The organism is Paenibacillus sp. FSL R7-0302, assembly GCF_038006885.1.
Lineage (GTDB): Bacteria > Bacillota > Bacilli > Paenibacillales > Paenibacillaceae > Paenibacillus_AQ.
Genome location: NZ_JBBOWB010000002.1, coordinates 87,694 through 102,167, shown reverse-complemented (window position 1 = coordinate 102,167; position 14,474 = coordinate 87,694). Strand labels below are relative to the sequence as shown.

The 14,474-nt window shown below is 37.0% G+C and carries 12 protein-coding genes; 9 read left to right on the top strand and 3 right to left on the bottom strand.

Annotated elements, in window-relative coordinates; all coding sequences use genetic code 11:
- The first annotated feature begins 10 nt into the window (after positions 1–10).
- The 3 genes from MKY96_RS26140 to MKY96_RS26130 all read left to right on the top strand — a co-directional run bounded on the left by MKY96_RS26140 (position 11) and on the right by MKY96_RS26130 (position 1,563).
- A complete protein-coding gene (locus MKY96_RS26140) occupies positions 11–643 on the top strand; it encodes a hypothetical protein (protein WP_340944947.1) in 633 nt (210 codons plus the stop codon).
- A 74-nt stretch (positions 644–717) separates the two neighbouring features.
- Entirely contained in the window at positions 718–1,182 is a 465-nt protein-coding gene (locus MKY96_RS26135; RefSeq protein WP_340944946.1) for a DUF2971 domain-containing protein, read from the top strand.
- A 27-nt stretch (positions 1,183–1,209) separates the two neighbouring features.
- The gene (locus MKY96_RS26130) at positions 1,210–1,563 is read left to right on the top strand and encodes a hypothetical protein (protein ID WP_340944945.1); all 354 of its coding nucleotides are present in this window, start codon (positions 1,210–1,212) and stop codon (positions 1,561–1,563) included.
- Positions 1,564–1,637: 74 nt separating this feature from the next.
- On the opposite strand, the gene MKY96_RS26125 is transcribed toward MKY96_RS26130, so the two are convergent.
- A complete protein-coding gene (locus MKY96_RS26125) occupies positions 1,638–2,132 on the bottom strand; it encodes a helix-turn-helix domain-containing protein (RefSeq protein WP_340944943.1) in 495 nt (164 codons plus the stop codon).
- A 223-nt stretch (positions 2,133–2,355) separates the two neighbouring features.
- On the opposite strand from MKY96_RS26125, the gene MKY96_RS26120 reads away from it, so the two are divergent.
- The 6 genes from MKY96_RS26120 (at position 2,356) to MKY96_RS26095 (ending at position 10,552) form a co-directional block, all read left to right on the top strand.
- Positions 2,356–3,087 (top strand): TnsA endonuclease N-terminal domain-containing protein, encoded by a 732-nt coding sequence (locus tag MKY96_RS26120; protein WP_340944941.1) that lies wholly within the window; start codon positions 2,356–2,358, stop codon positions 3,085–3,087.
- Between the two features lie 12 nt (positions 3,088–3,099).
- A complete protein-coding gene (locus MKY96_RS26115; RefSeq protein ID WP_340944939.1) occupies positions 3,100–5,166 on the top strand; it encodes a hypothetical protein in 2,067 nt (688 codons plus the stop codon).
- A gap of 140 nt (positions 5,167–5,306) precedes the next feature.
- Positions 5,307–6,209 (top strand): TniB family NTP-binding protein, encoded by a 903-nt coding sequence (locus MKY96_RS26110; protein WP_340944938.1) that lies wholly within the window; start codon positions 5,307–5,309, stop codon positions 6,207–6,209.
- A 10-nt stretch (positions 6,210–6,219) separates the two neighbouring features.
- Positions 6,220–8,295, top strand: a complete 2,076-nt coding sequence (locus MKY96_RS26105; RefSeq protein WP_340944937.1) for a TniQ family protein — start codon at positions 6,220–6,222, stop codon at positions 8,293–8,295.
- A gap of 6 nt (positions 8,296–8,301) precedes the next feature.
- Positions 8,302–10,104, top strand: a complete 1,803-nt coding sequence (locus MKY96_RS26100) for a TniQ family protein (RefSeq protein WP_340944935.1) — start codon at positions 8,302–8,304, stop codon at positions 10,102–10,104.
- A gap of 103 nt (positions 10,105–10,207) precedes the next feature.
- Positions 10,208–10,552 (top strand): helix-turn-helix domain-containing protein, encoded by a 345-nt coding sequence (locus MKY96_RS26095; RefSeq protein ID WP_340944933.1) that lies wholly within the window; start codon positions 10,208–10,210, stop codon positions 10,550–10,552.
- A 238-nt stretch (positions 10,553–10,790) separates the two neighbouring features.
- Here the strand turns inward: MKY96_RS26095 and MKY96_RS26090 are convergent.
- Both MKY96_RS26090 and MKY96_RS26085 read right to left on the bottom strand, forming a co-directional pair.
- A protein-coding gene (locus MKY96_RS26090; RefSeq protein WP_340944932.1) for an IS630 family transposase occupies positions 10,791–11,830 on the bottom strand; the annotation gives its coding sequence in 2 pieces (ribosomal slippage) (positions 10,791–11,330 and positions 11,333–11,830; 1,038 coding nt in all).
- Between the two features lie 400 nt (positions 11,831–12,230).
- The gene (locus MKY96_RS26085; protein WP_340944931.1) at positions 12,231–14,339 is read right to left on the bottom strand and encodes a hypothetical protein; all 2,109 of its coding nucleotides are present in this window, start codon (positions 14,337–14,339) and stop codon (positions 12,231–12,233) included.
- Between the last annotated feature and the right edge of the window lie 135 nt (positions 14,340–14,474).

Sequence of the window (14,474 nt, the reverse complement as noted above, 5' to 3'; positions counted from 1 at the left end):
AATTTAGAAGGTGAAGAAAGTTTTAAACTGCAGTGGTTTTATAAAAAATAATGAGTCTATTCTCGATTTGGAGAGAAAATACACTCATATTAGAGCATATCATGGTTGCTCAACTAACGATGTAGAGAGTTACTATAAGTATGGAATTGTACCAATTGAGGTGGATTTTGCTAAGAGCAAGGCTCTAGAACAGCTAGTAGATGACTGGACTTCAGTGGATACTGTATTAAGCGTGTTTGATAAACACTGGAAGGAATTTGATCAAGTACATAGAAGTGTTTGGTTTTGTGTGTCTCAGAAAGAATTAATCCAATCTTGTGGACATTATTTAATCTATGGAAGTGAGTTTATTAGTGGTGTTGCCGTGGAATTATATCGTCTAGACATGCTAAAAGGAAAAGGAAAACCAACAATTTTTCATTGTGATGTTCCGATAAAGCAGATACCTAAATATTATTTTGAATCTTTAAAGGATAATTTGGAAATAGGTGATCTAGAGAATTGCGGGTTCAAAATAGAAAACACATTATCCCCCGAAGAGATTATTAAACATGATAATCCAAATTTGGTTTTTGATCCTTTGAAGGGGAATAGACCGTATAATTATCATGACTTCATAAATGCTAATGCGCCTAAAGATTAATATAGTCTGTGAATCGAGGTGAAAAAGTGGATACCAATGAGGCTGAACTCGAAGAATATCGTTTATCCAATCCGATGGACTATATCAAAGCTATTACATTATTAAACGCTCCTACAAATAAAAATGAAGTGTTCCATACAATTTATCAAATAACAAGATTACATATTCCAAAGACACTATACAAATACTATAGTCTTAATGATGATGAGAACTTGAATGAATTAAAACTAACAACATTAGCGGATGAAAAGATTTTTCTAGCAAGTAGTGAAGACTTTAACGATCCTTTTGATAATAAAGCGTTTTATTATCATAGTGAGAAATTGAAAAAGTTTGAAGAATTACGTGCCTTTAATGGGCATATATTTGATGACATAATGTTCACTTCCAGAGCAACATCTCTTACAAATACAGGATTCAATTCTATGCCTATGTGGGCACATTATTCAAACAATCATCGCGGATTCTGTGTTTCATATAACATGGGTGATTTGCGTAACATGCAGTTGAGCGCATGTACATTACCAATTCAATATTAAGATAAGCGAATTGATATCACAGACATCATGGTTTCTTTTATTAACATGTTTTTAAAGGAAAAACAGAGACAGATGAGTGAAGGAAGAAAAAAAATAATCATTGATGATTTAATAATGGTTTATTTAACTGCGTTTCTTCAAAACATCAAAGAAAGTGCCTGGCAGTACGAAAAAGAATATAGATGTGCGGCAGGTAGTACCAACATAGGCATGCCCTATATTAAGGCAGTTCCATTAGAAATTTATGCAGGAGCAAAATGTACCCCAATACACCTCAAGCAGCTGTGTAATATAGCATTTCAACTGAATATTCCGCTTTATAAAATGGAACTTGCGGGGGGAGATAGTGAATTTAGAATGACTCCAGTAAAGGTTTGTTAATAATCAGACAAACAGGTAAATAAAAAAAGCGCTGCTCTCAGCGCTTTTTTTGTTACGCATTCACAGTTTCTTAATTAATTAAGGAATATCGTACTACTCTCCTGTTTGAGATCCACAATGGCTAGAATCTCTTTTTGATCTTTCAGTGTTAAAGTACGATATTTATTTAGAATCTCAATTTCCTCATAACTTAAAGCAGTCTCATAAATTGCGATGCGAATTTCATTAATCATATCAGATATAACCTGATCTTTTTTATTAGCATCCTTCGTTTCAAGTAATTTCATCATAAAAATAAGCATTAAATTATTTATCCTATTCAGGATTAAATCATCAGAGACATCAAGGCCTTTGCTAAACTCCGAAGCTAAACTTTCTCCTCGTAATATCCAATCGGTTTTAACTCCAAATTCCTTACTAATTGAAATGATAGTTTCTACTGAGGGGGAGGACTTACTCCGTTCTATTTCACTTAATGTACCTTGCAGAATGCCTATCTGGTTAGCGAAAGCAGCTTGGCTCATCGAGTGAGCATTCCTAAGATGCTTTATTCTCATCCCAATCTCCATGTCTGAGCTCCTTTCGAAACTTTACTCTTTATTATAACTTCAAAATAAAAAAAGAAAAACATGAAATTTCATATTTGTTTTGACGTGAAATAGTGAATTAAATAATTGTTATTATCAATAAAATATTATTGATTATAACAATAATTATTGTTATTTTTTATTGGAATATATATAATAAAAAAATTGTGAAATGGGAAGGATGGAATATAGGAGGTGAAACCATTTGGATGAAAGGTGGAGTCTTAAAACGAATTGGGAAGTAGAGGATGAAATTTTTAAAATGAAAAGGAAGGTGAACAATCGGAACAGTCACGATTATCCGCACATTATCGGCAGCTTCTATAGCGCAAGATTTAAAAAGCCTGTGCATTACGAATCATTAAATGAAAGACTATTTTATTACTACTTAGAAATTGACAGGAATGTGGCTCGTTATTATGAGCAACCCATTGAAGTTCCTATAACAAAAGAAAATGGTCAGAAGTGGAATCACATACCTGATGTTATTTTTTTTAAAGATGGGTCAATCCCAATGCTTTGCCAGATCAAAGAAAGTGAAGAGGAGGCGGAAAAGGACGAGGATTTTCATTTGATTAATCATTATTGTGAAGAATTTGCTCAGGCACAGGGCTGGTTCTATGAAGTTATCTACCCCAAAACGTTACCTGAAGTTTATCAACGGAATCTGAGGCAATTAAAAAGATTTATGCATAGACGCAAATATTATGCAGAATGGGAAGAGAAGGTAATACAAAGATTGATTTATTTGGGGACGTGTTCAATTAGGAGATTAGCAGAACAGTTCAGTGATCGTACTGATTCTTTGATGTTAATCCCCTTGGTTTATTACCTAATTGTAGTTGGGGTTTTTATCGTGGACTTCAACCAACCGATTACCTCCAATTCATTAGTGATATGCAATCAGGGTAGATATATTTCACCGATCAGCTTATAAGGAGGAGTTCTTTTGCCAAGCTGTAGTTTGAAGGTGTATTCAGAGTTCTCACTGTATGGGAAATCTCATAAAGTCTTTGCTTTAGAACCACCTTACGTTTGGTACCGTCGGCCTGACGGTGAGGATCAAAAAATGAACATAGTAACCTTACTTAATCACCCTACCTATATTCCTAGTAAGAGTTTGCGAAAAGAAAAGGATATTAAGATTGAAACCAAGGCTTTAGTCAAGCTAACCGAAAAGAAAAGGGCAGAAGTTAGTGAAAGGTTTGAAGTGATTCTACCACTCATTTTACTGGATCAAATAAAAGAGGGGAGCACTCGCGCGTTAAACAAGTTTTACGATAAGTTTGAACACTTTTTGATTCCAGGCGAGGTTGTCCAAAACCTGTCCCAAGAAACGTTACTGGACCGAATTATTAAAAAAGATGGCCGTGTACGTTCAACACTGTTGAGTTATAAAAGGGCTTACGTAGTGGGAGAAAATAATTCGGAAAATGGTGGTTTGGAGAACTTAGCTTCTAAAAAGGGCAAGGGATATACCGGTCGTAAGGATAACATGGAACTTGTTATTTGTGATCCGAAGCATCCTGAGACAATATTAGATGTTTTATATGTTCGAAAAACAGAAGGACAAATAAGAATCTTAAAAGAAGTCATTGAAAATGAATACCTTACGAAGCAGCGGCTATCAATTGCAAATATTGAATACAAAATAAATAGGCAGTGTGACATTAATGATGAGGAAGAAATAAGTTATTCAACCATAAGAAATATTATAAAACGGATTGATGAAAGGTCGAAAGCAGTTCTTCGAGATTTGAGGAGTGCCAAAAGAATATACGATGAGGTTGCAAGGGGATATGCCAATCGGGATGCTTTGGGTTGCTTGGATATTGTTCAAATCGATCATACGCGTCTAGACCTAATGGTAATTGATGAGGTAACCGGCGTAATAGAACGGCCATGGATCACTTTGGGGGTTGATGTATTCAGTCGAATGCCATGGTGTGTGTATATTTCATTTGAGCCTCCATCAATGGATATAGTGAGAAAAGCCATTCAACACGGAGTTCTTATTAAAGACAACAAAGCTTGGTATGAAACAGAAAATGATTGGGAAGCATTTGGGGTGCCTAATATTATTTATGTTGATAACGGATTGGATTTTAAAGGGACAGATATTAAGAGGTTGGTTGACGAAACGTTGGAATCCGAAATCATGCACAGACCAGTAAAGATTCCACACTTTGGAGCTGTTATTGAAAGGCTCTTCGGAACACTTAATACAAAGATAATTCATATGTTACTAGGAACTACGAAAAGTAATCCAGCTATGAGAGGAAATATAAATTCCGAAGAAGATGCATGCTTAACGCTTAATCAAATTCGAAAGATAGTTAATATCTATTTAACAGATATCTATCCGTTTGAGAAGCACGGAGGCTTAAAAGACAGCATAACACCGACACCCCTTCTTAAATATCGTGCTGGGATTCAAGAGGATGGCTATCCAAAATGGATAGATAAATGTGACGAGGAGAAGTACAAAATCGACTTCTTATTGACTGACAAAAAACCGTATACTCGTGATGGCGTCCGTTGGGAGAATAAGATGTATAAAATCAAGGATGATAAAGATCTGATTGCAAAGAGAACAGTGAAGTATGTAGTGAAATATGATATTGATGATATCTCGAAAATGTATCTGTTGCACCCGAAAAGAGAAGAATTTTTAGAGTTGAAGTGCGTGTCCCCCCCATATGAGGAGTTACTAGGTGTAAACCGATACACCTATCAAGTGATGATGGAGGAACACAGAAAAACTCAAAAAGGTAATATGAAAACTATTCCAGGTCCTAAACAAGTTCGAGCAGCTTTTGCAAAAGTACAACAAGAGCTGGAGGCGGGGCAGAAACAGAAGAGGACACTGAAAAAATTGCGGAAAATGGAAGGCGCTTTTAGCATAACTAAACGGTTTTCAAATGAACAACAGAGAATAGAAACGGAACATATATCAAGGCGTGAAGAATTACTCCAAAATGCAATGGCTGCAGAGGAAAAAAGGAAATCGCAATAATGAGTGTTTCTATCGATCAAATGATTCTGATTTCAGAAGCACATTGTATTAATTACAAGAAAGAATTGTAGGCGGTCAAGTCGGAAAAATGAGAACGTAGAAGAATATATTAAATCAGACTAAAGGAGAAATTATAATCGATGAGTAAAAATGAAGCAGCAGAGTTTGCAGGACGCATCGCGGATTTATTTATATGTCACGAAGAAGTTGTTCGTATATGGGACCGTTTTGATTCTATGAGAGTTCATTTAAAGGCAGGTAAACAGAATGAAGATCCGAGACATTTATTAATTACAGGCTTATCTGGAGTTGGGAAAACTCAGATTGCTAAAAGGTATGTGAAAAAAAATCCAAGTTACGAATTTATGCAGGATGGTAAGAAGATTACGGCGATGCCAGTTATACACGTCAAGTTACCTTATCCCTTTACTATGTTGGACTTCTATAAGAGGATACTTAAGAGTCTAAAAGCTCCAATTACTCGATCTGATGCTCGCGTGAATTATGTTAAAGAACAAGCATTGAATTTACTGATTAAGCAACGGACCGAAATGATTATATTTGATGAGATGAACTTTATTATACGCACGAAGCGCTTCGATGATCAAGCAGCAATGGAAATGTTTAAAGATCTAACGAATGAGGGACAACTTAGTATCGTGTGCATGGGTACACCTCAAATTGAGCCGCTGCGAACAATGGAAGATGAGTATATCAGAAGATTTGGGTGGGAGACTGTTCGCCGTTTTGAAACATTGGACGATACATTCCTTTCACTCCTGCAAAAAATTGAAGAGCAACTCCAACCTCCAAAACCAATATATTTAAACAGTACAGAGACCGCTGCCTATCTTCATGAATGTTGTCAGGGGAGAATTGGATATTTGCATTCAATGATAATTGAGGCCTACAGGTTATTAGATGTATTTGAAGCTGATTTTAGTGATTTTTCAAAGGCTGAACTAAATATGAGTATATTAGCTAAGGCACATTACAATTTATTCCGTGATTCTGATCACTTAAGACCCCCTTCAGATAAATGAGGTATGTACATTGAATATATATACAGAAAAAAAAGTGTTTCAGAATAGCATCCAGCCAAAGTCAGAGGAATCTCTGACTTCTTTTATCTTTAGAATGACAGATTTAAACGGCTGTGAAGCAGAGGATGTCTGGAGAGAAATTAGCTATAGTAATGCGGAATCCAAAAGTCATATGAAGTTATCAAGATTTGATTATGATTTATACATAGTGGATCATGAGATGCTAGCTCATCTGCTTAGCATATCGTCAGAAGACATGGGGAAAATGACAAGTAGAAATCTTTATTCTAAGTTTTTTATAGATCCCCTTCAAGATTTTGAGATAGCAGCAACGATGCTGCGTGATATTTTTCAAACTCATGTACGGAAGATTTGCCCTCTATGTGTTAAAGAACACAACATTTTTAAATTGATATGGCAAATTAAAGAACTGGATTTTTGTCCGGAACATAGTGTGAAGTTGAAATCGAAATGTTCTTATTGCGGCCAAAAAATCAATTACTCTGATAACCTTCTTGTAGATCATAAATGTCAGAATCTTTCTTGTGACAGCTCCCTTTTGGATGATTATGAAAAAATCATAATGGATAGTGATATGTATAACAAACAAAGAGAATATTTCGAAGAGTGGAATTTCCTACTCTATAGTAATAATATGCTCAGCTGCGAACAAAGTGGTCTTTCTATGGAGCAGAACTTAGCTTTAAAGTTATTGTATATTGCTCAAGGACAAAAGGAGGAGTACTGCCGAAGAGAATTCAATCATCTAAGTATAACCACTATCAAAACACTGATTATGTTAATAAAGAGCAATAAACAAGTAAAGCGTGTGAGAGTTCAAGATCTTTTAAAGGTTTCTAGAGCAGTCGGCATGTCTGTTCAAGAGTTTGCATGTTTAGAAGTTCCTCTAACCTATACGAGATCCATTTGTGAAAAACAGATGATTTTGCCCCCAGCAGAATGCCTATCCCCATGGTGTCATTTACAAAAGAAGAAGACTCCGATGCACTTAAGTAAAGAACGGATAGAGAGCAGAAATCGTGAGGAAAAGGTTAGATACCCTTATTATTATACGTGTTCCAGCTGTTTTATGAGGTATGCGTATCACCCTGCAACGAAACAGTGGGAAGAAATTCATGGACAAATCATTTTGATTTCAAAAATTTTGCAAATGGCTTCTGAGGGGTTAACGAGAAGCCAAATATCCACCATATTAAGGAAAAATTTATTTTACATCAGTGAAGTGTTTGGATACTTAGCGCATAGAAAACTATTACCGGATGCAATTAATCTATCGTTTGAAGGTGAAGTCGAGGTTATAGATGGAAAAGCACTTGATTACTTTAATACGGTTGATATTAATTGGCGCAAATATTCAGAGTTTAGATATAAAATTGTAAAAGAAAAGTATGGATGGTCACTTCTGACGTACAGTTATTATTATGCGGATCCTGCAGTACAAACATATTTGGCCGGCAAGCCGTCTACGCTTAAAAAGCCACAGAAGAAGTTTGCAAATATTAAACAAGTGGTAGAAGAAAACCTGGTGAAGCTTGCGGAATCGGAGATAAATATTTCCTTTCAACAAGTAGCGGCTACATTAAATGTTTCTGAGCATACGTTGAGAAGGCATGGGCAAGAGAAAGTTATTATTAAGACTAAAGAAAAGCAAATTTCTATGTACTTAAATGATCACGAGAGAGAACTACGCCAGTTATTTGATTGTGAGCTAATCAAACGTAGAGAATTGGAAATTCCTTTTCTTTTTAAAGATGTATATCAAGTATTAGGACATAGGCGTGATTACATCGAATTTCGATTTCCTGGGTTGCTCAACTACATTATTAGAATGATTAAAGAATATGACCAATATATTATGGAACGTGATGAATATAACAAAAGGCTGCAAATAAGAGAGTTGATTTTGGATACAGTTGAAAAATATTCGAAGCTCAATGTATCGCTTGTTGCTCGGAGATTAGGAGTTCAATATATTCATGTAGCAGGATATAAAAAATTAAAGGATATAATCAAACAAGAAATTGACTTTTTCAATCGGAATAATGATTTTCAAAGCATTCTTTAAGCCCAAATGGGAATACTGTTATTAAAAACAGTAGTGGTGATGAGAATGTTTACTGTTAAGTTTAGCCCAGAACCGGATGAAGCATTATCAAGTTATTTAGTTCGTCTTTCTGCGGAAAATGGGTTACCGCTATTAACACTTTGGAATGACTGTAGGAAGCCACATATGTCTCATACTCAAAGAGCTGATATGCATTTAATAGATATTCTTCCAAAGTCGGTTTTGAATTTAGATCGGCTAGCCTTTTTATGTAATATTTCGTCGGATATATTATTGAATAGTACTTTTAATAATCTGTATTGCTTATTTAATTGTAAAGAGGTTGCAGAGAAAACTCGGTTTCTAAATGGCATGATCCGCGATGAAATTCATTTCTGTGCCGAATGTCTAAGAGAGAGCTCATATATCCGTCTATTATGGAGAATTAATGAAATCAATTGCTGTCTAAGACATTCCTGCTACTTGCAGGAATGCTGCCAGCATTGTGGACAAGCAGTAAGTGTTGATCAGATATTTGATCCAAGCGTTTGTCCGCATTGCTATGAGGATTTAAGTGAAAGTATTTATGAACAAAATGTCAGCGATAGTGTCCTAATCAAGCAAGAAAGGTTAGCTTTAGCCTGGATCAATTTAATTAAAGATCACTCATTATCACTAAAGGAAGATAAAGAAATCGGCTTAAGACTGCTTTTTATTGTCAATAATAAGAAGCCGATGTATCATCGAACTGATCTAGAAAGGGCGTTAGCCTCGTATAATCTTCGCTTAGATTATATCCTTCAGTTTATCCGTGGGACATTAAAACCACATCGTAAAATACATCTGAACAAAATACTGAATATATTATGTGATCAAAACATTAGTCTAGCTGAGTTTACTAATATAGTTGTTCCCGATATTTTTAGAGACAGTGTGATAAAGAGCAAGTTGAGAAAAGCGGAAATTGTTTGTTTAGCACCATGGTGTATATCCTATATGTCAGACAAGTCTATAGTAAAAACAGGAACCTTATCAAAGGTATATGAAGATGGTACCTATCTAAAAGGTCATGTAGCGTGTTTGGATTGCGGATGTGAATACGGCCTGGATCGAGAAGGGAAAGTAAAAGAAAAAAGTTATTATGCTCAGGGCTATCGCTTTTTACAAGGAGTTAAACCATCAAGTCTGGCTGAATTTCAAAGGACATCTGGATTTACATTGAATGCTTGTTGGAGAATAAATATATACTTCCAAGCCCGTGGTTTATTTAATGATAATCTGGATCAAGTTAAAGTAGACGAGAAGTTATTGGGGACTTTTGCTGAAGGCCTGAATAATAATTTTCGTCTAACAGATATTCAGAAATGGCCCTGCTGGGAAAGTAAAAATCATTATTTAATCCATCGACTTCATCCGGATATCATGAGACGCTTAATTCAACTAAAAAGGCCGGCTATAGAACGATTGTCTAAACATGAATGCTGGAAGAAAATTATCCAATGTTGTGAAGAGTTTTTGTTAACGGACGTGACGATTACAATAGAGAATATAGCTGGGGGAATCGGGATAACGTCAGCAACCCTTTCGAAATGGGGGTATACTATTTATATTAAAGAAATGAAGGAAAAGCAAAAGATCCTTCGGCTGGAAAAAAGAAAGGATCAATGGTACAAAATGATTGATGAGGTATTCGCTAATAACATTAGTACCAAAATTCTCTCGAAAGATATTTATAAACAGTTAAACGTTAAACAATCGTATTTATGTGCCCTAGCTCCAGAGATTAATGAATATATACGGAGTTGCAGAGAAGAAAGCAATTTATCCTGATTTAAGAAAACTTTAAAGACACAGTCTTGCTGAGCGGTTCCTCACTTATAGACCGGCCGATTCCTGTAAATTTTGAACATTAATGTTATGTTCCGATGTGAAAATGTCGGAAAGTACTTTGAAATATAATATCCATACACAAACAGAAAGTCCTGATGTTAATATATCTCGAGATCTTCTTACGTCTCAAGGTACTTTAAGTGAGTTGGAGAAAGATAAGTACAAGTCATCAATCGATACTATCATTGCTATGAACAGCGTATTTAATGTAGATCTTAAGTGGTTAATTTTCGAAGATTTTAATGGTGAAAATATGGGGGTTAATATGGCAATTGCAAGACAAAGGTTGAATTTTTCATCCTTGTTTAGAGAACTTTCTGAAAAAGATAAGAATGAAATTGTTGAATTGGAAGCTTCCTTCCTCATTACTGAAGCTATCTATCTCTAGGGTGATAGTCCCCAGCAAGCGCCTACCGTTAGCCAAGGGCAAGGGTATCCAACGCGAGGTGGAATCTGAAAAAAAACGGAGGAAAAAGTACGAACTGATGTACTCAAATCCAATTTTGAGGCGTTGCTGTTAGCGGGAAATTATGTATTAGACTGAAAAACAAAGTGGTAGAATCGAAAAATAAAGCTTTAGCTGAGAAAATAAAGTACTATATAAATTGAACGAAAGAATCTAGCAATCAAAGTCGTATGCATAGGCGGTCAATGATTGCGCAAGGGTTTTGCATGATTTCATCCATAAACGGTCCAACGCGCAGACGGATTTCGGAAACGGTAGAATAGAAGACGTTATTGATTACATTGGATTTGAGCCATTTCCAGAGACCTTCTACAATATTGAACTGCGGGCTGTAGGGTGGCAGAAACACAAGTGTTAGCCGTTTGTTTTGTTCCTCCAGAAACGGTTGAAGCAGCTTGGCATGATGAATTCGAGCATTATCTAACACGAGAACCAGTTTTCCCGTTGGATAAGCCAAGAGGATTTTCTGGAGGAAGGCAAGAAACGTTTCAGCGGTATATTGTTCGTCTTCTTGCCAAACGATTTGTCCCGTCTCATAGTCGACCGTAGCGAGTAGCTTGACTCCGCGATGCTTACCTGTGGTTGGAATGATTCGCTGTTTCCCTCGAAGAAACCAGGTTTTCTGAATGGCTTGATAATCCCGAATCATCGATTCATCTTCAAAGAGTAAGTGATCGATTTCATCGTTCATTAACTTTTTTTCAAGTCGGGAAAGGTCGTTTCGGCAAACTGGCGCTGCTTTTCAGGGTCTGCTGCTGCAAGCGTGTACGTGGGTTTCGTGTAGCTGAGCCCTAAGCGTTCCATGACTTTGGAAATCCCTCGGAGCGAATAGCGGTGATGCCATTCTCGCTCCACATAGGCGGCAATGAGTTCAAGCGTCCAGTTGTGTTTAGCCGCAAAGCCCACCTCATGCGGAACCGAATAGGCAATGGTCTGTTTCAGCTGAGCTTGCTGCTCCTTCGTCAGCCGAGTGGGTGCACCTGATGAGTACTTCAGTTGCAAGGCGGTTAATCCACCGGTTTCGTACGTGTGAATGTAGCTACTCACCGTCATTCGATTTCGATTGAGAATGTCAGCGATTTCTACCATAGATGTGCCCTTCAAATGCAAATAGATCGCTTGATAACGCTCATACATGCGTCGCTCTTTGGCCTGTTTCATGGCCTCTGTTACTTTTTCCAGTTCCGTTTGCTTATCCATGACGTTCCCCACTTGTCCGTTTTTATTGATCTGTTTCTTATTCGACAAATGGTTCGTTTTTCCTTGCCAAGGTTTGCTAAGAACTTTGATTCAACTTATATAGACTGCGATGCTTCATTAAACTATACGAACGGGCAGTTTAGCGCAACAACGTGTATGAGTAAGAACGACAAGATAATGGAAATCCTTATTAAATACATGGTGGTCATATTATAGATGGCTCTTAGAATTGGTTGTTTTATGATGGTTTGTTGGTTAGCTTATGTTCCTTCGTCTGTTAAACTTCGGATCCAGAACACAGACGTGAATACATACTTCTTTCGTATATCGAGTTCATTAGAAATAGCAAAGGACCACGAATCTTTTGGAATCGTAGTCCGCTGCTTTAGTCAGAAGCTTTTTATTCAAAGAAGTACATACGGTTGAGCAATTGGTTCAACTCCAGTTTAATCTGGTACTCCAGACCTCGACTCCAATATTCACGATTGCTGAATTTGGTCATAATAATTCTCATGTGCTTCCTAAAGGCAGGGTCTGCTGCCCATTCAGTTTTGTAAATATCTTCGACTTCAGTCCTCATTCCTTCATAAGTAAACCACTTGGCCATCCGGAAGTAAATTTGAGGTAGATGTTTCAAAAAAACTTCCATCAATACGTCAGCAGCTTCCTTTTCCGCTTGACGCTTGGATTCGGAATCAGCAATATTATCGAATGAGATTTGAAGATTCAGTGCGCGATTAGTGAAGAAAACGGACAACCACTTTTGGACCATGCTTCGAAGATGCAGAACGAAATTTTCGTAAATAACAGCTCGCGTCTCGTGTCCACTTCCATACTCCAGCTTTCTTTTGTGAGTATAAACCGAGCGTCCATGGTAAGTTTTTCTTTTAGACTCATATTGGAAATAGTTATTTTGTGAATCTCGGGCATTAAGAGCAACCATCGTCTCACCAAACAGATTCAACATGACCTCTACATCGGTATTCATCTTAATTGTTAAGGCGGGCTTAGCGATATCCTTTACCTGCAAATAGCGAAGTCCTTTACTATCCGGCATATGAGATTCGTTTACTTGTCGCACAATATCGAATAGGGCATCGTACAAAAACTTATTCGTTAACTTCATTTCTTTCATGACATTGCCCACTAAAGATTCTAGTTGCACTGAATCAAGTGAGATAAGTTCCAGTTGGGTATTAATCCCAAGAATATGGGTCCATTCTTTACTATCTTCTTCGTTTTCCTTAACCAGCTCATCAAACGCTTTTTTTGCGTATTTCACTGCATTCTCTTTTAGTAAGCTGAGATCTCCTTCTGCCTCCATACAGATTTCTTTCATTCTAGAATATACCCGGAAATCTGCTCTAGTCCTCAAAATCTTTACGGGAAGACCATTCATTTTTTCCTTAATTTCCTTTTGGTTTAGAAGTACCTTGAAATTGTCGTAAACTGTTTTCCGAGCATCTGCACCGCAGAGAAAGAGAAAAGCATCAGTTTTCAGTCCTAGATTACGCTGCATCGTATCCTGCATCACATCGAGACTTTCACCTGTTTGGGTTAACCCTGGCGTATCCAAAATATTTAACCTTAGAACCTTTCCTAAACTAGCCTCTTGATGGAAGTTAGCCTCAAACGATGATAAAAATGCAGCGGAAGGTCGAACGCAATATGCCAATTCATCCAACACGAGAGAATAGGCGCTCTTTTTATCATATGTGCTTCGAATCAATGCTTCAATAGGATTCTCAATCATCTCGTGACTTGTGGTTGCATTTTTATTGTCATCAATAATACCATCAATGACTGCATAAATCTGGTCGTCATAAAGCCACTCGCAATTCTCCATAATCTCATTTTGAATAAAACTATGAAGTCGTTCAAACCAATCAACGACATTATTCATAGGTGCGGCTAGGTCAAAATTTGTAAGTCGCTCTTGAATGACCATTTCGTATATTTCTTTCTTTTTGGGCTTTGGATAGGCAGTTTTTGTTTCCTTCTCCTTTTCCCGAACTGCATCACGAAGATTTGGAATCAGAGCATCAATTAACTTTGCCAGTAAGTCATGGAGTTCATCTTTCGTCGGACAACCTGCCTTACACTTCCCAACGTAGTCTGCAAAATGGTATGCCTGATCTCGTGGATTCAACAAACTATGTTCAGTGTCTTCAGGCACTGTGAACTCCTCAAGATCGTCTCGTGCCTCATAGATAGTCTCCAAAATGACATCTGACACATGGGTTAGAATAAGGACATAATCCAAAGGTTTTATCTTGACGCGTACAAGAATTTCATTGTCGTTCATCGTAGCGTCAAGCATAAGCCTCGTTCTAATTAAAGTGGTTTGATTATCCCCGACATTTCCTGAAAACAAACGATTAACAAATGCCGGCTGCATCATCATCAACATCAGCGATTTACCGGAACCTGATGGTCCAGATGCAGTAATCGATGGAGCTGCCTCTAACATCTTGAACCGATTACGTTTATCCTGCAGTGATTTTTTCACCTTTGCGGAACCCCCTTGATATTCAATTGTTTCTTAGACAACTCGACTTCATTTTCCTAACTGTTTTCTAACTATTTTGTCTCAGTTAATCCCACCATCCTTTAACTTATTTTGTTAAAACGCAACCCCATGGCT

Excerpts from the sequence above, each read along its gene's own strand:
- MKY96_RS26130 (WP_340944945.1), top strand. The coding sequence starts at position 1,210 with ATGGTTTCTTTTATTAACATGTTTTTAAAGGAAAAACAGAGACAGATG.
- MKY96_RS26125 (WP_340944943.1), bottom strand. The coding sequence starts at position 2,132 with ATGGAGATTGGGATGAGAATAAAGCATCTTAGGAATGCTCACTCGATG.
- MKY96_RS26135 (WP_340944946.1), top strand. The coding sequence starts at position 718 with ATGGACTATATCAAAGCTATTACATTATTAAACGCTCCTACAAATAAA.
- MKY96_RS26095 (WP_340944933.1), top strand. The coding sequence starts at position 10,208 with ATGTCGGAAAGTACTTTGAAATATAATATCCATACACAAACAGAAAGT.
- MKY96_RS26110 (WP_340944938.1), top strand. The coding sequence starts at position 5,307 with ATGAGTAAAAATGAAGCAGCAGAGTTTGCAGGACGCATCGCGGATTTA.
- MKY96_RS26100 (WP_340944935.1), top strand. The coding sequence starts at position 8,302 with ATGGGAATACTGTTATTAAAAACAGTAGTGGTGATGAGAATGTTTACT.